Source organism: Sphingobium lactosutens DS20 (genome assembly GCF_000445105.1).
GTDB lineage: Bacteria > Pseudomonadota > Alphaproteobacteria > Sphingomonadales > Sphingomonadaceae > Sphingobium > Sphingobium lactosutens.
In genome coordinates this window covers 36,284-60,489 of sequence record NZ_ATDP01000110.1, presented here as the reverse complement: position 1 = coordinate 60,489, position 24,206 = coordinate 36,284, and the positions used below count along the sequence as shown (strand labels likewise).

The window sequence follows — 24,206 nt, the reverse complement described above, 5'->3', positions numbered from 1 at the left end:
GCCTGCGGGTGATCCAGCCTGTGATCAGCAAGAGCCGTGCCAATTTGCGTGGGTGACGCATCGGCACGGCGGGAAAGCACGGAAATACAGGCGTTCCGCAGACAGGGCGGCAAGGGCGGCAAATTTTTGCCGGTCGGCGGCAGGGCGTTGCCGGCCGTCGATGAACGATGGGGACGACATAGCGCATGCTCGCGATTTTCAGCCAATTGTTCGATCCGGCAACGCTGCTGGCGATGCTGGGTGGGGTGGCGCTGGTGGCGCTGTTTCAAAATGGCCTTGCTGCTTGCGGGCGCGCGATCGGGGCGCTGGCGCCGTTGCTGCGCGCCGATCCGTTGCGCGACCAGGACGCCGCGCGCGCCGCCCTGCTTCAGATCGACCATGTCGCGCAGCTACGCGGCCTGTCCTGCACCGATCGCGTGAAGACCGCCCATCCTTTCCTGACGCAGGCCGCGCACAAGCTGGCCAATTGCGACCGCACCGAACAGTTCGCGCTGTGGGCGACGCAGACGCTGGCCGACCGCGCGCAGCGCCATGGCGCGGCGCATCGCGTCTGGCTGTCGGTCGCCGACGCTGCGCCGGCGCTGGGCATGGCGGGCACGATATTGGGCCTGATCGGCATGTTCGCCGCGATGGAGGACCCCGCCGCGCTGGGACCGTCGATGGCGCTGGCGCTGCTCACCACTTTCTATGGCGTCGTGATCGCCAACATCCTCGCCGCGCCCATCGCTGCGCGCCTGGCCGACCTGTCGGAGCGGGAACTGGCCTGGCAGCGTGAGGCGGCGGACCGGATGCTGGTGATCGCCCGGCGCGAAAATGCGCCTTTGCGTCGCGCGGCCATGCGCGAAGTGGCATGAGCGCGCCCCCTATCCCCCTTGCCCGGCGCAATCGCTGGGCGGTCAGCTTTGCCGATCTGCTCTTGCTGCTGCTCGCTTTCTTCGTGCTGTTGCAGGCGAGCGGATCGCGGCGCGACGCCATGCTCGCGCAGGTCAGTCGGCAATTTGGCGGGCGGCCGATGGCCGATGGCGTCGAGATTCGCGCCGCTGATCTGTTCCTGCCGGGCGAGGCTCTGTTGAGCGCGCAGGGGGAGGCACGGATTGCCGATTTGGCGCACCGTTTCGCCAGCGCGCCGAGCGTCGAGATCCGCAGTCGTGGCGCGGACCGGCAGCATGAACGGTTCGACGAATGGGACCTGGCCGCGGCGCGATTGGGCGCGGTCGCGCGCGCCTTGCAGGCACGCGGCCTTTCTCGTGACCGGCTGCTGATCCGGGGCCTGGACCAGGCAGACGGGCAGGCGGACGGGCAGGCGGGGCAGGGGCAGTGGATCCGCGTCGCCCCCGGCAGCAAGGCCGCGCATTGAGCCGACTGGCACGAAAATTGCGGAAGCGAGGGGAAGACACTCTGTTTTGACAGGAGACTGCCCGTGCTTCGCCTTTCGTTCCTCCTCTCCGCCACCGCCGCGATTGCCACCGTGCAGCCCGCGCTGGCGCAGCAGACGTTCGAAAATCTCGATCGCATCGACAGCCTTGTCGCGATGACCGTCGGCGCCAATATGGGCGAGCCGGGCGGTCCGGCCGCCCCGGTCGATCGGCGGCTGCGCCTCGCCGCCTGCCCCAGCACTCCCACGGTCGAAGGTCCGGTCTTCGGCGCGGCGATGGTGAAGTGCGAGGCGCTGGGCTGGCGCATCCGCGTGCCGTTGGTCAAGGGCGTCGCCGCCGCCAGCTATGGCCCCGTGCCCGGTGCCGCGCCGCGCGCCGCGCCGTCGAGCGGCTTTACCCGCGCCGCTGTCGCCGCCGCGCCCAGGGAAGATGTGGTGCGCAAGGGCGACCCCGTGCAGCTGATGGCCGGCAATGCCAGTTTCAGCGTATCGCGCATGATGATCGCGGACGAGGGCGGCGCGGTCGGCGACACGATCCGCGTGCGCGAAGACCGCAAAAGTCCGCCGATTTTCGCCCAGATCGTCGATATGGGCATGGTGCGCATTCCAGGATTTAATGATTTTTGAACTTGTCCGTTATAAGGGTCAAAGGACGAGTGAAGGATTAAAGTCATGATCAACTCTGTTGGACAGAGCATCGGCAATGCGATCGGCGCGACCAGCCTGCGCGAAAGCGGCAAGACCCGCGCTGCCGCGCCCACCGGTTCCGTACCGGCGTCGGCTGCGGCGGACGTCGCCAGCCCCGCCGCCCGCATGGCGGCCGAAGGCGCGCCGGTGGACATGGACAAGATCGCCGCGATCAAGAGCGCGATCGCGTCGGGCAATTATCCGGTGAATGCGGATGCGATCGCCGAACGGATGCTCGAACTCGACCTGCCCCAGACATAAGGATTTGCCGCCATGCCGCTTGGCCTTGCTGCCCTTGATGACCTGTTCACCGCGTTTGACGGCTTGCGCGACGCGCTGACCGGCAGCGACGTGACGGCGATTGAGCAGGCGAGCGACCGGGTGAGCCGCGCGGCTGCCGCGGTACGGGCCGTTGGCGCCTGGCGATCCGACCCGGCGGTGGTCGAGCGGATCAGCGCGATGCTGCCGCTCATCGAAAGCGCACGGGTGCGGGTCAACCTGCTGGCCGATCATGCCAGCCAGCGCCTGTCCATCCTGGCGTCGCATGGCGCGCGCGCCGCGCCGCTGACCTACGGCCGCTGAAAAAAATTCATCGTTAAAGCTAAAGCGGCGCCTTCGGGCGCCGCTTTTCGTCGGGGCGCGGTCGATTTCCTGCCGCCGCGTTAACCAAATCTTGGCACAAGCCTTGCTCTAATGTCCTCGCTAGCAATTGAGGATTTTGAGCATCGTGTCGGCATTCGCAGACATTTCGGCAACCTCCGGATCGACCGGCAATCGCGTCACCAACGCGATCGCCATGGCGAGTCGGCGCACGGGTGTCGACTTCAGCTATCTGCTGGGGCAGGCGAAGATCGAATCGAGCCTGAACCCCACGGCGCGCGCGACCACCTCCTCTGCCACCGGCCTTTATCAGTTCATCGACCAGAGCTGGCTGGCCGTCATCGACAAGCATGGCAGCGAATATGGGCTGGGCTGGGCTTCGGACGCGATCAGCCAGGGCAGCAATGGCCGCTATTATGTGTCCGATCCGCAATTGCGCCAGCAGATACTCGACCTTCGCAAGCATCCCGAAACCGCTTCGGTGATGGCGGCGCAGCATGCCGCCGATAACAAGGCCTATCTGGAATCGAAGCTGGGCCGGGAGGCCGAGCCGGTCGACCTCTATCTCGCGCATTTCCTGGGCGTGGGCGGGGCGACCAAATTCCTGTCGGTCCATGATCGCGCACCCGATGCGAGCGCCGCCTCGCTCTTCCCGTCCGCCGCGCGCGCCAACCGGTCGATCTTCTACGACCGGTCGGGCAATGCCCGCAGCTTTTCGGAAATTCGCGACCGTTTCGCCGCCAAGTTGCAGAAAAGCTCCGACAGCCTGGGCGGCCCGGTCCAATATGCCGACGCCTCCGGCGCCGCCGCCAGCTTGCCGAGCGGCGCACGGACCGTCCAGCCCGCCGATTATGTGCGGATCGAAACCCAGCGCCTCAGCCAGCAGCCCGACGTCAGCGTCCGGCCGCAGCCGCAGACGGCGCGTCTTGCCTATCTCATGCTTGCCACCCTCGGAAGGTAACGGCCGACCATGTCCCCTGCCCAAGTCAAAGCGAAGATCTGGATGAGCGCCGCCAAGGGCGCTGTGCTGCCGTTCGCGACCCTGATGGTGGTCCTGTTCATGATGGTGCCGGTCCCGGCGGTCATGCTTGATATCGGCTTCATCACCAACATCATGATCTCGCTCGCCGTGCTGATGGTGGCGCTGAACGCCGCCAAGCCGCTCGACTTCTCCAGCTTTCCCACCGTGCTTCTGTTCGCGACGCTGCTGCGCCTGGCGCTCAACGTCGCCTCGACCCGCGTGGTGCTGGTGTCGGGGCATGAAGGCGCGGATGCGGCGGGACAGGTGATCGAAGCGTTCGGCCATTTCCTGATCGGCGGCGATTATGTCGTGGGCATCTTCGTCTTCGCCATCCTGATGATCATCAACCTGGTCGTCATCACCAAGGGCGCGGGCCGCGTGTCCGAAGTGTCCGCGCGCTTCACGCTGGACGCCCTGCCGGGCAAGCAGATGGCGATCGACGCCGACCTGAACGCGGGCCTGCTGACCCCGGAAGAGGCCAAGTTCCGCCGCGCCGAAGTCGCGACCGAAGCGGATTTCTACGGGTCGATGGACGGCGCGAGCAAGTTCGTGAAGGGTGATGCGGTCGCGGGCATCCTGATCCTGGTGATCAACATCATCGGCGGCATCATCCTGGGCGTTGTCAGCCATGGCCTGGCCATCGGCGAGGCCGCGCAGACCTATATCATCCTGGCGATCGGCGACGCGCTGGTGGCACAGATTCCCGCGCTGCTGCTGTCGATCGCGGCGGCATCCATCGTTACCCGCGTCAAGAGCGAGCAGGACCTGTCGGCCCAGGTCGCCGGGCAATTCGGCACCGGCCGCGCCTGGGTGCCGGTCGCCGCGATCCTGGGCTTCCTGGGCATCCTGCCGGGCATGCCGCACATGATCATCCTGCCGGCCGCTGCCGTTGCCGGCGGTATCGCGTGGCAATTGCGCAAGGCGAGCCAGAAAAAGGCCGCCGAACCCGCGCCGCCGCCGCCCGCGCCCAACCCCGCGCTCATCGAATGGGACGATGTGTCGGACGGCGCGATCCTGGGGCTGGAGATCGGCTATGGCCTCATCTCCCTGGTCGACGAGCGCAAGGGCGCGCCGCTCATGGCCCGCATCACCGGCATCCGTCGCCAGCTGTCCAAGGAACTGGGCTTCGTCGTGCCGATGGTGCGGGTGAAGGACAATCTGGCGTTGGAACCGAACCAGTATCGCATCACCATCGCCGGCGTCGTCGTGGGCGAGGACGAAATCTGGCCCGACGACCTGCTGGCGCTTGACAGTGGCGCGCTGGAAGGCACCGTCACCGGCCGCCCGGCCAAGGACCCGACTTTTGGGCTGGACGCAGTCTGGATTGCGCAGGCCAAGCGGAGCGAAGCGGTCGTGGCGGGCTATACCGTGGTCGATCCGCCGACGGTCGTCGCGACGCATCTCAACCAGCTGATCGCGATGAACGCGGCCGAAATGTTCGGCCTGGACGAAGCGCGCAAGCTGCTCGACAATCTGAAGGATGTGGCGCCGCAGCTGGTCGACGGGCTGACGCCCGGCCTGCTCAACCTGACGCAGATCAGCGCGCTGTGCCGTGCGTTGCTGAGCGAAGGCATCGCGCTCAAGGATTTCCGTCGCATCTGCGAAGCGATGGTCGATGGTGCGCGCCCCGACATGAGCCATGAGCAATTGGTCGAGGCGGTGCGCCAGCGGATCGGCGCGCTGATCATCCAGGGGCTGGTGCCGGTGAAGATGCCGCTGCCGGTCATCACGCTGGACGGCGAGCTGGAAGCGATGCTGGCGCAGGCGATGCGGGTCGCGGGCGACGCCCGGCATCCGATCGAGCCGAGCCTTGCCAACCGCATTGTCGAGCAGGTGGTGAACGCCGCCCGCCCGATGCTGGGCCAGGCGCGCAATTTCGCCATCGTCACCTCGCCCGTCGCGCGGCGGGCGCTCGCCCGCCTGTTCAAGCCGCACCTGCCCGAAACGCCGGTGCTGTCCTTCCTGGAAATTCCCGACGGTAAGGGTGTGGAAGTGGTTGCGGTGGTAGGGAATGAATCGCGGCCAACGCCCCGCCATGATCCGCTGCCAAAGCCGGATCAGATGCGCGAACGCGTGGCCTGAAAGAAGCTGGGACTAGGTCATGTATATGAACAAGATCGCGGTTGGCGCCCACACTTATGGCAAGCCCGGTGAGCATAGCCCCGAGCGGCTGGCCCGCCAATATATGCCGCTGGTGCGCAAGATCGCCTGGCATGTCCACGGCCGTGTTTCGACCGCCATCGAGGTGGAGGATCTGCTTCAGATCGGCATGGTCGCGCTGGTCGAGGCGGCCAATAGTTTCGAGGATCGCGGGCTTGGCTTTGCCGCCTATGCACAGCTGCGCGTACGCGGCGCGATGATCGACCATCTGCGCCGGCAGGCAACGCTTTGCCGGTCGGCAATGGCCAGGCGGAAAGAAATTGCCGGGGTCCGGGGTCGGCTGGAGCAGCAGCTGGGCCGGTTGCCGACCGAGGCGGAAATGTCGAGCGAGATGGGGCTGGAGCCGGCCGCCTATCGCGAGGTGGCCGACAGCGTCGAAATGGTCCAGCACACCAGCATGGACGAGGTCTATTCCGACCAGTCCATGTGGTTCGCCGATGTGGAGGACCGCGCCGACCAGGTGCTGGAACGCGAATCGCTGAAAAAGGCGCTGGCCGCCTGCATCAGCGAACTGCCCCAGCGCGAGGCGATGGTGCTGCAACTCTATTTCGTCGAGGAAATGAACCTGGAGGAAATCGGCCAGACGCTGGACATCGGTGCGGCGCGCGTGTGCCAGATCAAGAAGGCCGCGCTCGACAAGCTGCGCGAGAAGCTGCGCGACTGGGACGAGTGACGGGCGCAGTTTCCGCCTGCTATCGGCGCGGGCGCGTTTACAGACTATTCATCGTTAGCCGCGATGGCGCGGCGCTTTTCGCCGTTGGGCCAGCGGAAACGCAGCGGGCGATAGCTTTGCGTGCGCCACCATGGGTCGGCGACCTGGAACAGGCCGCTTCTTTCCGCCCGTATGCCCAAATCCTTGCGCGCGGTGATCGCCGCAAGCAGGGGCGCTGCAAACAGGCCCGCGACCACCGGCAGCGTCCAGCCGACCGCGCCTGCCTCCACCGCCAGCCAGGTCAGGCCGACGCCCAGCAGGATATGCCATTTGAACAGCCAGATCGCGCTGCCGATCGCCATGCCATCGCGGTCGCGGGTCTGGCCGTTCCAGCTCGCCTTGCGCCCCATCAATATGGTGACAAGGTTGATCGTCTGGGTCAGCATCGCGACCGGCGCCATCAGAATGGACAGGATGATGTCGACAAGCACGCCGCGCGTCATCCGCAGCGCGCCGCCAAAGCCGATGCGCCGCGCCGGGTCCGCCATCGCCCAGAATATGGCGAGGATTTTGGGACCGAACAGCAATAGCGCTGTCACGCCCAGCAGCGCGCCCGACGGCAGCACCTCGGCCGGCGGCCAGGTGCCGCTGGCCGCGCCGCCCAGCACCACCAGCATCAGCGCCAGCCACATGGGCGACGTGCAATAGGCAGTCGCCCCGACCAGCAGCTGAAAGCGGCTCAAAGGGTGCAGGCCCGCAATGCGAATCAGCAGCGGCACATGCTGGATATTGCCCTGACACCAGCGCCGGTCGCGGGTGAACAGGTCGGGCATGGAGGGCGGAAACTCCTCGAAACTGTCGTCGGCCGTCACCATATGCACGTCCCAGCCGCGCCGGCGCAGCAGCGCGGCCTCCAGCATGTCGTGGCTCAATATATGGCCGCCAAAGGGCGCGCGACCGGGCAATTCGGGCAGGCCGCAGCTTTCGGCGAAGGCGCGCACGCGCACGATGGCGTTATGGCCCCAGAACATGCCTTCGCTGCCCGCCCACCAGATCATGCCGGCGGCGGAGATCGGTCCGAACAGGCGGCTGGCAAATTGCTGCCAGCGCGCGAACAGGGTCGCCGCGCCCATCACCGTCGGCACGGTCTGGATCAGGCCGACATGCGGGTGCCGCTCCATGTCGGCGGCCAGCCGCGCCATGGTCTGCCCGCTCATGATGCTGTCGGCGTCCAGCACGATCATATGGTCGTACCCGCCGCCAAAGCGCGTCACCCATTCGGCGATATTGCCCGGCTTGCGCCCGATATTGAGCGCGCGGCGGCGATAATGGACCGGGCGCGAGAAGGAGTCGCGCATTTCCAGATAGGCGCGCTTTTCGGTTTCGCCGCTTTCGGCGTTGGAATCGGACAGGATGAAGAATTCGAACCGTTCCCCGCCCATCACCTGCGCCAGGCTGCGCTCCATGATCGACAGCCGGCCAAGCACGCCCAGAAAATCCTCATTGCAGACCGGCAGCAGGATCGCGGTCTTGCCGCGCAGCGGTTCGGACGCGCGTAGGGGGCGGGGGGTGACGCTGCGCCCCTTGCCCACGGTCAGCAGCAGGAAGCCGATAGCGGCGGTGGCGAAACCAAAAGCGATCCAGGCAAAGAGGGAAATGAAGAGGGCAAGATAGACGCCCTCCAGTGCGCTGATGCCGTCCAGCCCGATGGACCGGCGCATGTCATGCGCGGCCAGCGCGGCCGGGATCAGCGTGAGCGCGATCACCAGCAGGCGGCGCGCCCACAGGTCGATATTGAAGCGGCGGCGCGCGATGAGCGGCGGCGTCGTGTCGAAATCCTGCTCCGGCATGGCGAGCGGGCTTTCGGCCGGCACCTGTTCAAAGGCGCGCGGCACGGGCTTTTCATCGACCGGCGGGTCGGTCGTCGGCGCGACGTCCTTGTCCATGATTTCGGCCCCGTTCCCTGTTGACCCAAAGCGTCAGAACCGATCGGGTCCGTAACGGTTCCGCTCAGGGGCCGACAGGATAGTGCACATATTCGCTGATGGCACGGTCGCCCAGACGCAACTGCGCCCGAATATCGGTCAGCCCGGCCCCTTCGCGCTTGAGGTCGAGCACCATGCGATAGAGCCCCGGTTGCCCCAGCACAGGATAACCCGCCGTCTTGATCATCGTGCCCGCGCTGATGTCGGTCCAGATGTCGGGCTTTGCGTCATCGGCCACGCCGGCAAAATCAATGACCAGCCGGTCGCTGCCCTCTTCATCGCCGCGTCCGCGCCAGACATTCTGGACGATCGCGACCTCGTTCCCCAGAGCTTGCGACGCAGGGGCGCGCGCCGCGCTCCAGTCCACCCGATAGCCCACATCGATGCGCCGTCCGGGCGTAGCCGATGCTGCGGGCGTCCAATAGGCGACGACATTGTCGGTATATTCGCTGTCGGTCGGGAAGCTGTAGAGCCGCACCTCGCCCGCGCCGAGCGGGGTAGAGGGGCTTGCCCACAATGTCGGGCGACGGTCATAATAGACGCCGTCGTCCTGATAATGGTCGAAATCGCGGTCGCGCTGGACCAGGCCAAAGCCCTTGGGGTCGGTTTCGGCAAAGGCGCTCACCAGCGGGGTAGGCGGGTTGATGATCGGCCGGGCATGGGCGGTGCCGTTGGCGCTGGCGATCGACAATATGTCGCTGTCGTGGATTTCGGGTCGCCAGTCGGTGCCCTTGCCCCGGTTTGCCTGATCGTACCAGAACATGCTGGTCATCGCCATCAGCCCCAGTTCCTCGATCGGCCGGCGCGGGAAAAGAGCGGCGGTCACATCCTGCGTGACGCCATCGGCCCCCAATCGGCTGACGAAGCGATAGGCGCCGGTAATCGATGCGCCATCAAGCAAGGCATAGATGGTGACGCTGCTCTCGCCCGCTCGCTCCAGCCAGAAATGAGTGAAGCGGGGAAATTCCTCTTTGCCCAGGCTCGTGTTGATCGCGATGGCGCGCGCCGAGAGGCCAAACTGCTTTTGCGGGCTGGGCGCACGGAAATAGCTGGCGCCCAGAAAGGACAGCCAGTCGCCGTCCCGCGCCGCGTTCATGATGCGAAAGCCCGCAAAACCCGCATCGGGACCCAGCGCCTTTACCGCATTGCCCGCCGGCGCGTCGAACATATCGGCGTCATAGCGCAGCGGCGTGGCGCGGCCATTTTCGACCGTGGCGATGCTGACAGGCTGGGTCGAATATTGCGACAGCGGGAAGAAGCGGATGCCGGTGTCGCCGGGTAGGTCGCCCCACAAGGTGCGATCGTCGCGAAAGCGCGCCTCATGCTGGGCGATATAGTCGACCTTGGATGCACCTGGATGGGCGGGGGTTTCCTTGAAGGGGGTGCGGGTCAACTGCTGCGCCTGCGCCACCAACCGGTCCCAGGAAAAGGGGGTGGGGCGATTGCCGGTCAGGCCTTTTGCCTGGAGGATGGAGGGCAGGAGGAGGGCGGCGCCCGAGGCCGCGATCATCGCGCGGCGGTCGATCTGGGTCGTGGTCTGGCTCATGGACCGGCAAAACGATCGAGCCAAGACTTGTATCCCTCCCGAAACGAAGAAGCCCCCGCCCGGGGGGACGGAGGCTTCAAAACAGTAGGTCGTTCGATCGAAGGTGTCGCCGCCGGCGCGGTGGGGACTGTTGATGCGCCGGAAGCTCCATTGGACGGCTGGCGGTGACCAAGGCCTCAGCCGTCCAATTTCGTCAGTCTTAGCCGATCAGCTTCAGCACGCCCTGCTGGCTCTGGTTGGCCTGGGCCAGCATCGCGGTCGACGCCTGGCTCAGGATCTGCTGCTTGGCAAGAGCGGTCGTTTCGGCCGAGAAGTCGGCGTCTTCGATGCGGCTCTTCGCGTCGGTCAGGCTGGTGATGTTGTTGGTCAGGTTGTTGACCGTCGATTCCAGGCGGTTCTGCACCGCACCCAGGTTCGCGCGGGTCGTCGCGATCGCCTTGAGCGCATCGTCGAAGGTGGCAAGGTCGGCGGTCGTCGCCGTGGTAGCGTCGACGGCGAGCGCTGCGGTCACGTCGGCGTTGCCAGCGACGTCGTCCAGGTCGATGTCGACCGTGTCAGCGGCGTTCGCGCCAGCCTGGATGCTGACCGTGGCGGTCGAACCGTCAAACAGCTTGGTGCCGTTGAATTCGGTGTTCGCCAGCGTGTCGGTGATCTGGGTGGCGAGCTGCGAGATTTCCGCCTGAATGTTGCTCTTGGCGTCGGCGTCGTTGGTGCCGTTCAGCGCCTGAACCGTCAGTTCACGCATACGCTGCAGCATGTTGCTGACTTCGCCCAGGCCGCCTTCGGCCGTCTGCGCCAGGCTGATGCCGTCATTGGCGTTGCGGACGCCCTGGGTCATGCCGCGGATCTGTGCAGTCATCGACGAAGCGATGGCGAGGCCGGCGGCGTCGTCCTTGGCGCTGTTGATGCGCTTGCCGGTCGACAGGCGCTCCATGGCGGTGCTCAGCGACTTGCTGGCCATCGAAGAGGCGTTGGCCGAGCGCAGCGCCGCGGTGTTGGTTCCGATAACAGTCATGATATTCCCTTTCCGTGTGTCGATCAGGTCGCTGCCATCAGGCTGCTTGCGGCCTCGAAAGGGGATAACGGCGGGGCGTCGGAGGCTTTTAGGGCGATATGCGATTTTTCTGGAATCTGCCGGTTTTCGGGGCTTTCTCGCGCGCGCGATAGTATAGAGCCTGGCAAGGGGCGGCAGCGGCGGAAATTATTTGCCGCCGACCGGCAACAAATTTGCCGTGTTAACCATCTGATAACCACGGGCCGGGTAAAAGTTAACCATCGAAGGGACTGGGGCGTGCGGGGGCACAAGCCAGACAAATAGGTGGGAAAAGTTCATGTCATCGCTTGACGTGAGCCGTGGGGTCTGCGCGCTCGTTCCCGGGCTGCAGCACTGGCTCGAAAATGCCTTCTACACTGTCCGCATCGTCGACGCGCAAAGCCCGCGCGAAAAGGACAGCCGCCGCGTGTTGCTGGCGACCGAGATCGGTCACGCCACGCATCGCGACATCCTCATCAGTTTGATCGACGGCGCGCCTTCGCTGGTGGCGGCCGCCAATGGCCTGCCGGCGCGCGTCGCCTTTGGCCTGGAAGATATGGGCTTTGCCTTTGCCCTGATCTCCGAACTCGCCAGGCCCGTATCGGTTCCGGCGGTGGGCGATACCGCCAGCGCGCATCTCATGTCGCTCGCCGCCCGGGTCGCGCGCAGCGACGCCACCGTTCTCATCCAGGGCGACACCGGCACCGGCAAGGAAGGCATGGCGCGCTTCCTTCATGCCCAGTCCGGCCGCACCGCCCATGACTTCATCGCCGTCAACTGCGCGGCGCTGCCCGAAACCATGATGGAAGCGATGCTGTTCGGGCACAAGAAGGGCAGCTTCACCGGCGCGGCCCAGTCGTCCGACGGCCTGTTCCTGGCGGCCGATGGCGGCACGCTGTTCCTTGACGAAATCGCCGAATTGCCACTGGCGCTTCAAGCCAAGCTGCTGCGCGCCTTGCAGGAGGGCGAAGTGCTGCCCGTCGGCGCGACGCACCCGGTGCCGGTCAATGTCCGCATCATCGCCGCGTGCAACCGCAATCTGGCCGCCGAAGTCGCCGCCGGACGGTTCCGCGAGGATCTTTACTGGCGCCTCAATGTCATGGCGCTGGAACTGCGGCCGCTGGCCGATCGCCGTGGCGACATCGCCGCGATCGCCGCCGCCATGCTGCTGCGCCAGCAGGACGGTGCGAAGGCTGGCTTCGTCTGGCCGACCGCCGCCGCGCTCGACAAGCTGGCCGCCCATGGCTGGCCGGGCAATGCGCGCGAACTGGGCAATGTGCTCCAGCGCGCGCTGGTGCTGCGCGAAGGCGACCGGATCGACGCTGGCGACCTGCACATGGCGGGCGCGCCGCAGCCGCTGCGCGTTGTCGCTGGCACCGCCGCACCGGCGGCCGCCGCCGAACCCATATTGCTGCGTGACCTGACCCGCCATTCCAAGCTGGAAGCGGTGCGGCTGGCGCTGCGCGAAACCGACGGCCACCGTGCCGAGGCCGCGCGCAAGCTGGGCATTTCGGAACGCACCCTGCGCTATCGGCTCGCCGAGATGCGTGACCTTGCCGCTGCCTGACAGGAGCGCGTGACATGAACGGCATTTCCCCCACGGACAGCGTGATGGCGATCCGCAACGCCATCCTGCAAAAGAACGCCGCGCTGCGCGATATCGCCCAGACCGGCCCCGCCGCTGGCGCGGGCGCGACCGGCGGCGTTCAGGACAGCAAGCCCGGCGCCTTTACCGAGGCGCTGAGCAGCGCGCTGCAACAGGTCAATGGCCTGCAGGCCCAGGCTGGCGAGGCCGCCGCGTCGTTCGAGCGCGGTGAAACGACCGATATCGCCGGCGTCATGCTAGCCAAGCAACAGGCTTCGGTCAGCTTCGAAGCGACCCTGCAAGTCCGCAACAAACTCCTGTCCGCCTACAAGGACATTATGAGCATGCCGGTATAAACGATGAGCGAGAACGCACTTTCCACCGCCGTCGGGACCGCAGCACCCGCTTTGCCCGCAGGGGCGACCACCGGCTTTGGCGGCAATGGCGCCAAGGGCATGGACGCGATCAAGGCGCGCATGACCGGCTTCATGAAACAGCCGGCCGTGGCGAAAAGCCTGCCGCTGCTGGGCCTCATTGGCACCGTCGCCGTCGCCGGCGCGGCCTGGCTGGCGCTGCGCGAGCCGCCGCAGCGCGACCTGTTCCGGGGCCTGCCCGATTCCGACAAATCGGCCGTCGCGCAGGTGCTGGACCAGAATGGCGTGCGCTACGACTTCGATAATTCCGGCGCGATGACGGTCGCGGAGGATGATTATTTCAAGGCGAAGATGATGCTCGCCGCGCAGGGGCTGCCCAAAAGCGCGCCTGATGGCAACAGCATGATCGACAGCCTGCCGATGGGCGCCAGCCGCGCGGTCGAGGGCGAAAAGCTGCGCTCGGCCCGCGAAATGGATCTGGCCCGCACGATCGAGGCGATCGACAGCGTCGAAAGCGCCAAGGTGCATCTGGCCGTCGAACCGCCCAGCGTGTTCCTGCGCGAACGCACCAAGCCGTCGGCGTCGGTGATGCTGCGCCTGGCGCAGGGCCGGCAGCTGACCCAGCAACAGGTCAGCGCGATCGTGCATCTGGTCGCGTCGTCCATTCCCGAACTCAGCCCGGACGATATTTCGCTGGTCGATCAGAATGGCCGGTTGCTGACCGACAATGACGGCAATGCGGGCGATGATCGCCAGCTGGCGATGCAGGGCAAGATCGAGGATCGCTATCGTCAGTCGGTGATCGCGCTGCTGACGCCGATTCTGGGCGAGGGTAATTTTTCGACCGAAGTCCATGCCGAACTGAATTTCGCCGAACGCCAGGCGACCCGCGAAACCTATCCGCAGGATGAAGCGCGGCTGCGCAGCGAAACCGGCAGCTGGGCGTCCGATCCGCGCGGCCAGGGCAAGGGCGAGGCGAGCGGCATTCCCGGCGCGCTCAGCAACCAGGCGCCGGTCGACCCGACGGTCACGCAGACCAACCCCAATGGCCAGGCGGTGACGCAGGGCCAGACCGCGCAGGCGCAGGCTCCCGGCACGCCCGCCGACCCGCTGATGAAGACGGAAGAAACCTTCAACCGCAATTTCGAACTGGGCCGCGAAGTGTCCGTCGTCCGCGACGCCACCGGCACGGTCAAGCGGCTGTCGGTCGCGGTCGCGCTGGACAATGGCCCGGACGGCAAGCCCCGTTCGCCGCAGGAAATCGCCGCGCTGGAAGCACTGGTGAAGGGGGCGGTCGGTTTCGACCAGACGCGTGGCGACGTCGTCGCGCTCTCCTCGCGCAGCTTCGTCAAGGAAGCGGCTGCTGAAACGCCCTGGTATGAGGCCGACTGGATCGCGCCGCTGGCGCGCAATGTGTCGGCGCTGCTGGTCGCGCTGCTGGTGATCTTCGGCATCGGTCGCCCGCTGCTGAAACGCCGCGCCGCCGCGCAGGAGGCCGCCGCCGCGCAGCGCGCCGAACAGCAGCAGGTGATCGGTCAGGCCATCTCGACCGAACTTACCAAGCAGGCGGTCGCCAATCCGGCCGACCCGGCCGCTCCGGTGACGCTCGACATGATTTCGTCCACCTACGACTATGCGCAGCGCGCCGACCTCATTCGCAATTTCGTGAAACAGGACCCGGATCGCGCGGCCCTGGTGGTGCGCGATCTGCTGAAGGACGCCAAGAAGGAAAAGGAAAATGCCTGAGATCGTCCCCGGCCGTCCCGAGGCGCTCAAGGGCAGCGCCGCCGCCGCCGTCCTGCTGATGCTGTTCAACGAGGATGAGGCCGCGCAGATCCTGTCGCGCCTGGAACCCGACGAAGTGCGCCAGCTGGGCTATGCCATGTATGACGTGCAGGATGTCGATCCCGAGGAAGTGAACGAGGCGCTCGACCATTTCGTCACCAAGGCCAAGAAGCGCACCACCATCGGCTATGGCGCGACCCGCCATATTCGCGGCGCGATGACCAAGGCGCTGGGCGAGGAACGCGCGGAAACCATCCTGGCGCGCATCACGCCGCCGACCCGCTCCACGCAGCTGGAGATGCTCAAATGGATGGACGCCAAGGAAATCGCGGTGCTCATCGAAATGGAGCATCCGCAGATCATGGCGATCGTCCTGGCGCATCTGGAAGCGCCGGTCGCCGCCGACGTGCTGCAATTGCTGCCGTCGGAATATCAGGAGGAAATCGTCTATCGCATCGCCACGCTCGGCCCCGTGTCGAACGAGGCGCTGGAGGATCTGGAGCAGCTGCTGCTGCGCGGACCCGCCTCCAAGCAGGGCGCCGCCTCGCAGCGCGGCGGCACGGTCGAGGCGGCCGCGATCATGAACAATGTCCGCAAGGATAATGAACAGCGGATCATGAAGGCCGTCGCCAAGCGCGACAAGATGATCGCCCAGACGATCGAGGAGGAGATGTTCGTCTTCGACAACCTCATCGACATGGACGACAAGAATCTGGGCACGCTGATGCGCACGATCGACAATACGGTGCTGGTGGTCGCGCTCAAGGGTGCGAACGACCTGCTCAAGGGCAAGATTTTCAGCTGCATGTCCGCGCGCGCGGCGCAGGCGATCGCCGACGAGATCGAGGAACGCGGCCCCATTCGCCTGGCCGAAGTGATCGACGCGCAGAAACTCATCATCGCGACCGCGCGCCGCATGGCGGATGCCGGCACCATCATGCTCGGCGGAAAGGGCAACGACTTTGTCTAGGATCTGGGGGGCAGAGGCGGTTCAGGACGTCGCGCCGGTCACGGTCGCCGGCTTCCGTCCGGCCGAAGGCGGCTTTCGCAGCCTCTATACCGCGCCTCCGGGCCAGCTGACCGCTGCGATGCGCGGCGCCGTGGTCGAGGTGGAGCCGGAAGTCGATCTGGTCGAGGAGGCCCGCATGGAGGCCTTCACGCTGGGGTTCGACGAAGGCTGCCGCGTCACCGCCGAAGCCAATGCCGCCGATGCCGATGCACGCGCGCGTCTGGCCGAGGCGCTGGAGTTGCTCGCGCCCGCGCCCAGCGGCATGTTGTCGACGATGTTGTCCGCCACGGTCGTGCGCCTGGTCGAACAGATTGTGGGCGAGGTGGAGATCGATCTGGAACGGCTGGTCGACCGGTGCGACACCGTCGCGGCCTTCATCGAAAGCAATCAGGACAGAAGCGCGCTGCATCTGCACCCCGACGACGTCGCCCTGCTGGAGGGCGAAACGATCGGCGTGCCGATGGTCGCTGACAAGAGCATGCATCGCGGTTGCGTCCGGCTGGAAACCGCGGACGGCTGGGTCGAGGATGGCCCGGACGTGCGCCTGTCGCGCCTTCGCGCGCTGATGGATGACATGGAAGGCAAATCATGATCCAGGCGGCGCTGCGTCAGGCGGAACATCTGTTCGATCATCTCCAGGTGCAGAATCGCGCGCCGCGCCATGTCGGCCGGCTGGTCAGCCATGATGCGGGCATGCTGGAAGTCACCGGCTTTCGCCGCCCGATCGGATCGGGCGCGCGGGTGCTGGCGAGCGATGGGTCCATCTGCCGCGCCGAAGTCGTCGGCTTTCGCGGCGACCGCACCCTGCTGGTGCCGCTCGACGCCGACGCGCCGCTGGAAAATGGCATCCGTGTCGAACCCGATAGCCAGGCGAACATGGTGCAGGTGGGCGATGGCCTGATCGGTCGCGTCATCGACGCCATGGGCCAGCCGCTGGATCGCAAGGGGCCGATCATCGCCGGCGGCACCTGGCCGCTCAACGGGGTCAAGGGCAATGTCCTTGATCGCGGCCGCGTCACCGAACCCTTTGACCTGGGCGTGCGCGCGGTCAACGCGCTGCTCACCGCCGGGCGCGGCCAGCGCATCGCGATCATCGCTGGGTCGGGCGTCGGCAAATCGGTCCTGATGGGCCAGATGATCGCCGGCGCGGAGGCCGATATCGTCGTCACCGGCCTGATCGGCGAACGCGGGCGCGAAGTCAGCGACTTCCTTGAAACCAAGCTCAAGAACGCGATGCACAAGTCGATCGTGGTCGCCGTGCCCGCCGATCATCCCCCGGTGCTGCGCCTGCGCGCGGCCGCCCGCGCGACCGCCATCGCCGAATATTTCCGCGCCCGTGGCAAGAAGGTGCTGCTGCTGATCGACAGCCTGACGCGCTGCGCCCATGCCCAGCGTGAAATCGGGCTGGCGCTGGGCGAGCCGCCGGCGATGAAGGGCTATCCGCCTTCCGCCCTCGCGCTCATTCCCCGCCTTGTCGAGCGCGCCGGCGTCGACGCGCGCACCGGCGGGTCGATCACTGCGCTCTACACCGTGCTGGCCGATGGCGACGATACCGACGATCCGATCGTCGATGCCGCCCGCGCCATTGTCGACGGGCATTTCGTGCTGTCGCGCCAATTGTCGGAACAGGCGATCTTTCCGGCCATCGACATCGGGAAGTCCCTGTCGCGCGTCATGGCCGACGTCGTGCCCGACGCGCATCGCGCCGCCGCCGCCGGCTATCGCCGCCTGTGGGCCGCCTATGAGGAAAATCGCGACCTCATCCTGATGGGGGCCTATCGCCCCGGCAATGACCCGGTGATCGACGAAGCGGTCAAGCGCCGGCAGGAAATCCTCGATTTTATCCGACAGGACCAGAAAAGCCGCATCGACCTCGACACCAGCGCCGCCGCGCTCATCGCCGGCTTTGGCGCGTGAAGGGGCTGGTCAATCGCCGCCAGCGCGTGCTGCGCGTGCGCGCGGTCCAGCATTCGATGGCGGTCGCCGAAACCGCGCGCGCCCGCGATGAAGCCAATGGCATCGCCCATAATCTGGAGCGGCTGCGCGCCGTGCGCAACGAATTGTTCGAGACGCAGGGGATGGCCAATGGCGCGTCCTTCGCCGCGATGCAAGAGCTTGCGACGCGCCTGGAGCAGGCCAGCCGCCAGCTCGACGGCGCGCTCTATGACGCCCGCCGCAATGTCGAGGCCAAAGAAGGCATGACTCTTGCAGCGAACCGCGAAAAGGAAATCGCCAGCCGCCTCAAGGACCGCGCCCACGCGAATCTGGAGGAGTGGCGGGAGAACAAGCTTGCCGCTTTGCCGCGCTATCGGCGGATGCAGCGCAATGAGGATCGTTGAGCCATGACCATGTTGACCAGCCTCAAGGCCCTGCTGTTTCCAACCGCCGTGTCCGGCGGCGCCACGCCCATGGCCCTGCCGGCGGAAGGCGGCGCGGATTTCGCGCAATTTCTAGGCGCTGCTCAGTCTGTGACGCCCGTGACTGGTCCGGCGCAATCGGCGATGCCTGCCAAAGCCCCGGCAGCTGGGGAAGGCGCTGCCGTTGCGCCACCCGCATCGCCCGCCTCGACGGCTGCGGTGCCCGATGCCGTTGTCGCCGCCGATCGCGCGCCGGTCAGGGCAGGGGCCACGGCGCTGACCGATCAGGCAACGCCTGCGCCACAGGCACAGGTCGAGGATGCGGCTGAAATTGCCGCCAAGGCTACCGGACCGAACCCGCTGCCCGAGGTCGAAGCAGTTGAAATGCCGAATGCGGTGCTGCCGACCCCCAACAGGCCGACGGAAACCCTCAGCCCCTCCAAGCAGCCAAATGTAGCGCCTCAAACGGTGGCCGCGCCGACACCGGATGCCACGCCAACAGCGGTTGCGAACATTACTGCAAGCCCGGTTATCGCGAGCCCGGTGGTCGCTAAGCCCGCGAATGAGCCAGCGGACCAGTTGCCCGTCCCAAACGACGACGCCTTGTCGCCTTCGGCCGTTGTCGGCGCGCCATCGGACAAGGCACAAACGGTATCACCCTTGGCGACGCCGACCGAAGTGGCGCCGATGACGCCAGTAGCCTCCCCGGCGTCCGACATCGTCCTGCGTGGCCCCGATAATCAAAATGTCGCCAGGCCGGCCCGACGCGGCGCGGTCGAAAGCCCGCAAACGCCGGTGGCTCCATCCGAAGTAAGCGACGACGAGCCGATAGCGCAACCGGCCACTCCCGACACGAGGGCGCCGACGGATCAGGCGCCAGACATGATGATGCCCACGCCCGCGATGGCGATCCTGACTCCCGCGCCATTGCCTCTGGCTCCTGCCGCAGTCAGCACGCCCATAAGCGCCGCGCCTGCGCCGGTCGTCGAGCGTGGCACTCCATCGCAACCCGCTATGTCAGCGCAGCCGCGCGCTGCGCAGGCCGGAGGAAAGCCGGTCGACGCGGAAGGCGATACAAGCATATCGCCTCTGACACCGCCACCCGTGGCTACGTCAGCCGATATCGTCGTCCCGAGGGTTGACGTATCCAAACCCTATACGCACGCGCCCGTCGCGCCGTCGCCAATGCCGGTCGAGGAAAAGGCGGTTCCCGTGCCGCCAGCGACGTCCCTGCCGGTCGAGCCGCAGCTAGCCGCGACCCAGACCGCCGTCGATGGCGTCGCAAGGGCGAATTTGGCCGAAGCCTCTCCGCCTCTCCGGCAATCTGAAAAAGCGGCTCAGTTGTCCGTTTCGCTGTCCGACGCCACGCCGGATCAAGATAGCCAAAATATGCCCGCAAGCGCATCAATGCCGGTCGCGGACGCCATGCCCCCGGCCGATCCCTCCCGTCCCGCCGTTGCGAGCAGGTCGGTGCGGACGGAGCCTGTGGCGCTCGCCTCGACGACATCCACGCCCGGCCCGGTCATGCCGGCCGATGATTTGGGCACGGAAACGATGCCGCCGATAGCCGTTGCGGCGCCGCCGATCGCCAGGCCCGGCAACAGCGTCGATCGGAACGCCGCGCTCGCTTTGGCGAATGCTGACCCGGTCGCCCAAGTCACCGCCCCATGCGCCGCCGCAGCCACCATATCGGCGGCAGCATCGGCCGCGCCCGCCGCGACCATTGTTTCAACGGAAGCGCCGACCGCGCCCGCCGCTGTGGTAAAGCCGCCTGTGGCCTCCACGCCGAGCGTGGACCAGTCCGCACCCGCCCGTCCTTTGCCGCAAGCCGCGCCCGACGCGCTTGCCGCCGAAGCCGATGCGATCCCGCCAAGCCCGGTCGCCGTGCCGCGTGAGGCCGCAGGCGGGCGCGCGAGTGTCGAGACGCCGACGCCAGAAACCGACGGCGCATTGGCCGCTCCGGCCAATCGCGCGACCATTCAGCCCGTAGCATCGCAGGCCGCTGTCGTTCCGCCGGCCATTGACATAGCTGAACCGGTTGTAGCGCAGCCGGATAGGCCGTCCGACGCGGCGCGCCCGATGGTGCAGCGGGTTCGGGCCGAGGCCGTGTCCTTGCTTCAGCTGGTGCGTGATCAGATGACTGGCCGCGCCGCCCCACCTGTCGAAGCGCGTGGCGATAATCAACGCACCACCGCCAACGACACCGCGCCCGTTGTGGCCGCTTCACCGACGGCGGCAGCCCCGCCGGCCAGCGCTGCGACGGCTCCGCTGCTCGCCCCCGCGCCCCAGACGGTCGCGCCGCTCGCGCCAATCGCCACGCCCGCCATCGACCTGTCCGCCAGCCTCGGCGCGCAGATGGTCGACATGGGCGTGTCGGGCCAGTGGATCGACGGGCTGGCGCGCGACATTGCCGGCCTATCGGCCAATGGCGCGCAGGGCCGGTTCCAGATCAACGCCGACCAGCTTGGCCCCGTTCAGGTCGATATCCGCCAGGGCGCGGACGGCGCGGCGGTAAGCCTTACCGTCGCCAGCGAAGCGGCCGAACTGGCGCTGCGCCAGGACAGCGACCAGCTGAAACGCGATCCCGCCTTTTCCGGCGCGCGCATCCATGATGTGCGGGTCGAGCGCGCCGCGCATATCACCGAACCGGCTCGCGCTGACGGCACGTCTAACCATAATGGTTCGTCATCCGATCAGCAACAACCGTCATCCGCCAATCAGTGGCAGGCCCAGGGCCAGGGATCGGGCCAGGGATCGGGGCAAGGGGCAGCCCAGTCGCAGATGCAGGGCCGGCAGGGTCGCGAAAATATCGCGCAGCTGCATAAAAATGGCGACGCGTCGGTCGTTATGGACTCTGAGGAGGCGGGCAACAGCGCCCGCGACACAGTGCGCGCGCGCTATGCGTGATCCGCGCCCATCCCAGGGGACCTAGACCATGAGCGATGAACCCAAGGCGAAGAAGAAAAAGGGCGGGGGCATGAAGATGATCCTGCTGCTGGTCGTCGGCGTCATCGTCGGCGGCGCGGGAGCGGCGGGCGGTCTGTATGCCGCCGGCTTCTTCGGCGCGAAGGAGGAAGGCCCCAAGGAAGACCCGAACAAGCCCGTGCTGGTGCTGGCGGGCGAAAGCGCCGAAGAAATCGCCAAGGCTCATGCCGCCCCGCATGGCGAGGCCGGCGCGATCCACGCCATGCCTCATGGCAAGGGTATCGACCTGCCCGCTCCGGCCAATCCGGCCGCCTATCAGGCGACCTATTTCCAATTGCAGGCGCCCTTCACCTCCAACATGAGCGATACCGACGCCTTCGCCCAGATTTCGGTCGCGGTGTCGACCTATTATGACATGCGCGTAGTCGAAGCGATCAAGACGCATGAAATGGCGATCCGCAGCCAGGTGCTGATGATGCTGGCCCAGCAGCCGCAGGAGGTGCTGGACACCCCCAAGGGCAAGCAGATGCTTCAGGGCAAGATCAAGACGATCATCAACGATATTTTGAAGCAGAAAACCGGCTATGGCGGCGTTGATAACGTTTATTTTACCAATTTCGTTATTCAATAGGGCCGCCTGAAGAGGGTCGGGATGTCCCCTGACCTGATGCGGGCAGGGGACCAAGATGACGACCGACGTTCAATCCTTCGCCTTCGGGCGCGGGGAATTGCAGGCGCCCGTGATGCTGTCCGGGCTCGACCGGCTGGGCGAAAAGCTCGGCCGGCGCATTCGCGCGCTGATCGAACCGATTGCCGGCGTGCGCCCCAATGTGGAGGCGCAGGATGCCTGTGTGCTGGACTTCGCCGCCTGGAGCGCGAAAGTGCCGGCCTTCACCAGCATATCGCTTTATCGCATCCTGCCGCTCAAGGGGCAGATGCTGCTGCGGCTGGACGCGGGCATGATCTCGACGCTGGTCGATTGCTTCTATGGCGGCATCGGCAATCGCCCGCTGCCCGTGCGCGGCGAATTCACGCCGACCGAAGATCGGCTGATCGCGCGGATTTCCGAAACGTTGATGGCTCGGATGGTCGAAAGCTGGGCCGATGTGCTGCCGCTCGACGCGTCGCTCATCCTGCGCGAAACGGGCGTTGGCTATGCCGCGGCCGCGCAGCCGGCCGACCAGATGGTGCTGCAACGCTTCGTCGTCACGCTGACGCGCGAGCAGGAATGGCCGATCGACCTGCTGTTCCCCCTGTCGGCGCTCCGCGCGGTCGAGGCGCTGACGGGCGCAAAGGTGCCCGCCGACGATGACCAGGCCGATCCGGTCTGGCAGGGACGCATCGCGCGGCGCATGCGCGACATCCGCCTGCCGGCCCGAACGGTGCTGGCCCGACCCAATCTCTCGCTTGCCGACCTGATGGACCTCAAGGTCGGTGACGTGATCCCCGTGACGATCGGCCGCGCGCTGCCGCTGATCGTTGGAAACCGCATCGTCGCCCATGGCACGATCGGCGAACAGGATGGCCGCGCCGCCTTCCAGATCGAAAAGCTTGCACAGGAAACCGACCAATGAGCGACATGAGCGAAGCCCCCCGGATGGAGCGGCCCGAAGACCCGGTCAGCAAGATGACCAATAACCGGCAGTTCAAGCTGCTGGCCGATATTCCGGTGCGCATGTCGGTGGAGGTCGGCTCCACGTCGCTGCGCCTCGCCGAAGTCATGGACCTGGCCGAAGGCTCCATCGTCGAACTGGACCGCCAGGCCGACGATCTGCTCGACATCATGGTCAACGGCGCGCTGATCGCCAAAGGCGAGGTGGTGACGGTGAACGGGCGCTATGGCATCCGCATCGTCGATATTGCGGCGACCGAAAACCGGCTTGCCGGGATCGAACGGCGCGGCTGATCGCACGCTGGCCAATTTGCCCTTGCCTTTGCGCGCGAAACTGCGGATCGCACAAGCGGGGTTAACCATGATAGCGGGCGGCTCGATATGGTCTGGTATTTCGTCAAGTTGCTGATCCTGCTGCCGCTGGTGGGCGGCATGGCGTTCGGCGCCTTGTGGCTGTGGCGCAAATATCAGCCCGGCATGATCGGCGCTGGGCAGGGGGATCGCTCGCTCAAGCTGCTGGAGGCGCTGCCCATGGGCACGTTCGGCAAGCTGGCCGTGGTGGAGTTCGAGGGGAAGAAGATCCTCGTCGCGGTCACACGCGGCCGCATCGAAAAGATCGCGGAAGGCGACCCCTATCGTGGACGGTGACAATAGCGTCGTCATTCCCGCGAAAGCGGGAACCCATTTCTCGACCTTTCGCCTCGTCCCGGGGCTGGGAAGATGGATCCCCGCTTTCGCGGGGATGACGGTGGTTTTTCTTTTTTTCTAGCCGTCCCCGCCTTGGCCCAGGCCGCGCCCGCCGCGCCGCCGGTCGACAATGGCGGCGCGCTGACCCGCGCGCTGGGGCAGGTGTCGGGCGACGGCCGGTCGCTCTCGCTATCGCTGCAAATCCTGATTCTCATGAGCTTGCTGACGGTGCTGCCGTCGCTCGTGCTCATGATGACCAGCTTCACCCGCATCATCATCGTCCTGTCGCTGCTGCGCCAGGCGCTGGGCCTGCAACAGACGCCGCCCAACCAGGTGCTGGTGGGCCTTGCGCTGTTCCTGTCGCTGTTCGTGATGCGGCCCGCGATCGACACGATCAACGCCCAGGCCTTCGACCCCTATGGCAAGGGGCAGATCAGCATCGAGGAGGCGGTCGGCCGGTCGGCCAAGGTGCTGCACGGCTTCATGAGCAAGCAGACGCGCGAAAGCGACCTCAAGCTGTTTGCCAATCTGGCGCAGGCGCCCGCTTTCCGCACGCCGGCCGACATTCCCTTTTCCATCCTGCTGCCCGCCTTCGTCACCAGCGAACTCAAGACCGCGTTCCAGATCGGTTTCATGATCTTCCTGCCCTTCCTCATCATCGACCTGGTGGTGGCGTCGACGCTGATGGCGCTGGGCATGATGATGCTGTCGCCCACCATCATTTCCATGCCTTTCAAATTGCTGTTGTTCGTGCTGGTCGACGGCTGGGCGCTGACGATGGGGTCGCTGGCGGGATCGTTCGCGACATGAGCG

At 66.3% G+C, this 24,206-nt stretch carries 24 protein-coding genes; 21 read left to right on the top strand and 3 right to left on the bottom strand.

Annotated features, from left to right (window positions below):
* The first annotated feature begins 185 nt into the window (after nucleotides 1-185).
* The 8 genes from RLDS_RS53930 (at nucleotide 186) to RLDS_RS53895 (ending at nucleotide 6,516) form a co-directional block, all read left to right on the top strand.
* The gene (locus RLDS_RS53930; protein ID WP_021228792.1) at nucleotides 186-854 is read left to right on the top strand and encodes a MotA/TolQ/ExbB proton channel family protein; all 669 of its coding nucleotides are present in this window, start codon (nucleotides 186-188) and stop codon (nucleotides 852-854) included.
* On the top strand, nucleotides 851-1,357 hold the full coding sequence (locus RLDS_RS53925; RefSeq protein WP_021228791.1) for a flagellar motor protein MotB: 507 nt from the start codon (nucleotides 851-853) through the stop codon (nucleotides 1,355-1,357). The genes RLDS_RS53930 and RLDS_RS53925 overlap by 4 nt, the downstream gene beginning before the upstream one ends.
* Before the next feature lie 63 nt (nucleotides 1,358-1,420).
* On the top strand, nucleotides 1,421-2,002 hold the full coding sequence (locus RLDS_RS53920) for a flagella basal body P-ring formation protein FlgA (protein WP_021228790.1): 582 nt from the start codon (nucleotides 1,421-1,423) through the stop codon (nucleotides 2,000-2,002).
* A 45-nt stretch (nucleotides 2,003-2,047) separates the two neighbouring features.
* Entirely contained in the window at nucleotides 2,048-2,323 is a 276-nt protein-coding gene (flgM, locus tag RLDS_RS53915; RefSeq protein WP_021228789.1) for a flagellar biosynthesis anti-sigma factor FlgM, read from the top strand.
* A 12-nt stretch (nucleotides 2,324-2,335) separates the two neighbouring features.
* Nucleotides 2,336-2,644 carry a hypothetical protein gene (locus RLDS_RS53910; RefSeq protein ID WP_021228788.1) on the top strand — a complete coding sequence of 103 codons (309 nt, stop codon included), beginning with the start codon at nucleotides 2,336-2,338 and terminating at the stop codon, nucleotides 2,642-2,644.
* Nucleotides 2,645-2,789: 145 nt separating this feature from the next.
* Complete coding sequence (locus RLDS_RS53905) at nucleotides 2,790-3,623, top strand: lysozyme family protein (protein WP_031299287.1); 834 nt, start codon at nucleotides 2,790-2,792, stop codon at nucleotides 3,621-3,623.
* A gap of 9 nt (nucleotides 3,624-3,632) precedes the next feature.
* Complete coding sequence (flhA, locus tag RLDS_RS53900) at nucleotides 3,633-5,765, top strand: flagellar biosynthesis protein FlhA (protein WP_031299286.1); 2,133 nt, start codon at nucleotides 3,633-3,635, stop codon at nucleotides 5,763-5,765.
* A 19-nt stretch (nucleotides 5,766-5,784) separates the two neighbouring features.
* Nucleotides 5,785-6,516 (top strand): sigma-70 family RNA polymerase sigma factor, encoded by a 732-nt coding sequence (locus RLDS_RS53895; protein WP_021228785.1) that lies wholly within the window; start codon nucleotides 5,785-5,787, stop codon nucleotides 6,514-6,516.
* 44 nt (nucleotides 6,517-6,560) lie between these two features.
* Here RLDS_RS53895 and mdoH read toward each other — a convergent pair whose 3' ends face one another.
* From mdoH to RLDS_RS53880, 3 genes are all read right to left on the bottom strand, one after another.
* Nucleotides 6,561-8,441: a glucans biosynthesis glucosyltransferase MdoH gene (mdoH, locus tag RLDS_RS53890; protein ID WP_021228784.1), complete on the bottom strand. Its 1,881-nt coding sequence runs from the start codon at nucleotides 8,439-8,441 to the stop codon at nucleotides 6,561-6,563.
* A gap of 64 nt (nucleotides 8,442-8,505) precedes the next feature.
* Entirely contained in the window at nucleotides 8,506-10,026 is a 1,521-nt protein-coding gene (locus RLDS_RS53885) for a glucan biosynthesis protein (protein WP_021228783.1), read from the bottom strand.
* Between the two features lie 199 nt (nucleotides 10,027-10,225).
* Nucleotides 10,226-11,041: a flagellin N-terminal helical domain-containing protein gene (locus RLDS_RS53880; protein ID WP_021228782.1), complete on the bottom strand. Its 816-nt coding sequence runs from the start codon at nucleotides 11,039-11,041 to the stop codon at nucleotides 10,226-10,228.
* Between the two features lie 316 nt (nucleotides 11,042-11,357).
* On the opposite strand from RLDS_RS53880, the gene RLDS_RS53875 reads away from it, so the two are divergent.
* The 13 genes from RLDS_RS53875 to fliP all read left to right on the top strand — a co-directional run bounded on the left by RLDS_RS53875 (nucleotide 11,358) and on the right by fliP (nucleotide 24,203).
* The gene (locus tag RLDS_RS53875; RefSeq protein WP_021228781.1) at nucleotides 11,358-12,626 is read left to right on the top strand and encodes a sigma 54-interacting transcriptional regulator; all 1,269 of its coding nucleotides are present in this window, start codon (nucleotides 11,358-11,360) and stop codon (nucleotides 12,624-12,626) included.
* A 14-nt stretch (nucleotides 12,627-12,640) separates the two neighbouring features.
* On the top strand, nucleotides 12,641-13,000 hold the full coding sequence (gene fliE, locus RLDS_RS53870; RefSeq protein WP_021228780.1) for a flagellar hook-basal body complex protein FliE: 360 nt from the start codon (nucleotides 12,641-12,643) through the stop codon (nucleotides 12,998-13,000).
* Nucleotides 13,001-13,003: 3 nt separating this feature from the next.
* Nucleotides 13,004-14,764: a flagellar basal-body MS-ring/collar protein FliF gene (gene fliF, locus RLDS_RS53865; RefSeq protein ID WP_021228779.1), complete on the top strand. Its 1,761-nt coding sequence runs from the start codon at nucleotides 13,004-13,006 to the stop codon at nucleotides 14,762-14,764.
* The gene (gene fliG / locus RLDS_RS53860; protein ID WP_021228778.1) at nucleotides 14,757-15,773 is read left to right on the top strand and encodes a flagellar motor switch protein FliG; all 1,017 of its coding nucleotides are present in this window, start codon (nucleotides 14,757-14,759) and stop codon (nucleotides 15,771-15,773) included. The genes fliF and fliG overlap by 8 nt, the downstream gene beginning before the upstream one ends.
* Entirely contained in the window at nucleotides 15,766-16,404 is a 639-nt protein-coding gene (locus RLDS_RS53855) for a FliH/SctL family protein (RefSeq protein WP_021228777.1), read from the top strand. Before fliG ends, RLDS_RS53855 begins: the two co-directional genes overlap by 8 nt.
* A complete protein-coding gene (locus tag RLDS_RS53850; protein ID WP_021228776.1) occupies nucleotides 16,401-17,729 on the top strand; it encodes a FliI/YscN family ATPase in 1,329 nt (442 codons plus the stop codon). The genes RLDS_RS53855 and RLDS_RS53850 overlap by 4 nt, the downstream gene beginning before the upstream one ends.
* Complete coding sequence (locus tag RLDS_RS53845; protein WP_021228775.1) at nucleotides 17,726-18,151, top strand: hypothetical protein; 426 nt, start codon at nucleotides 17,726-17,728, stop codon at nucleotides 18,149-18,151. Before RLDS_RS53850 ends, RLDS_RS53845 begins: the two co-directional genes overlap by 4 nt.
* Before the next feature lie 3 nt (nucleotides 18,152-18,154).
* Nucleotides 18,155-21,076, top strand: coding sequence for a flagellar hook-length control protein FliK (locus RLDS_RS54845; RefSeq protein WP_052034237.1), 2,922 nt, complete (start codon nucleotides 18,155-18,157; stop codon nucleotides 21,074-21,076).
* 28 nt (nucleotides 21,077-21,104) lie between these two features.
* Nucleotides 21,105-21,725, top strand: a complete 621-nt coding sequence (locus tag RLDS_RS53840) for a flagellar basal body-associated FliL family protein (RefSeq protein ID WP_021228774.1) — start codon at nucleotides 21,105-21,107, stop codon at nucleotides 21,723-21,725.
* 55 nt (nucleotides 21,726-21,780) lie between these two features.
* On the top strand, nucleotides 21,781-22,668 hold the full coding sequence (locus RLDS_RS53835) for a flagellar motor switch protein FliM (protein WP_021228773.1): 888 nt from the start codon (nucleotides 21,781-21,783) through the stop codon (nucleotides 22,666-22,668).
* Nucleotides 22,665-23,000 (top strand): flagellar motor switch protein FliN, encoded by a 336-nt coding sequence (fliN, locus tag RLDS_RS53830; RefSeq protein ID WP_009820835.1) that lies wholly within the window; start codon nucleotides 22,665-22,667, stop codon nucleotides 22,998-23,000. The genes RLDS_RS53835 and fliN overlap by 4 nt, the downstream gene beginning before the upstream one ends.
* 87 nt (nucleotides 23,001-23,087) lie before the next feature.
* The gene (locus tag RLDS_RS53825; protein ID WP_021228772.1) at nucleotides 23,088-23,354 is read left to right on the top strand and encodes a FliO/MopB family protein; all 267 of its coding nucleotides are present in this window, start codon (nucleotides 23,088-23,090) and stop codon (nucleotides 23,352-23,354) included.
* Between the two features lie 72 nt (nucleotides 23,355-23,426).
* Nucleotides 23,427-24,203, top strand: coding sequence for a flagellar type III secretion system pore protein FliP (gene fliP, locus RLDS_RS53820; protein ID WP_021228771.1), 777 nt, complete (start codon nucleotides 23,427-23,429; stop codon nucleotides 24,201-24,203).
* The last annotated feature ends 3 nt before the right edge of the window (nucleotides 24,204-24,206 follow it).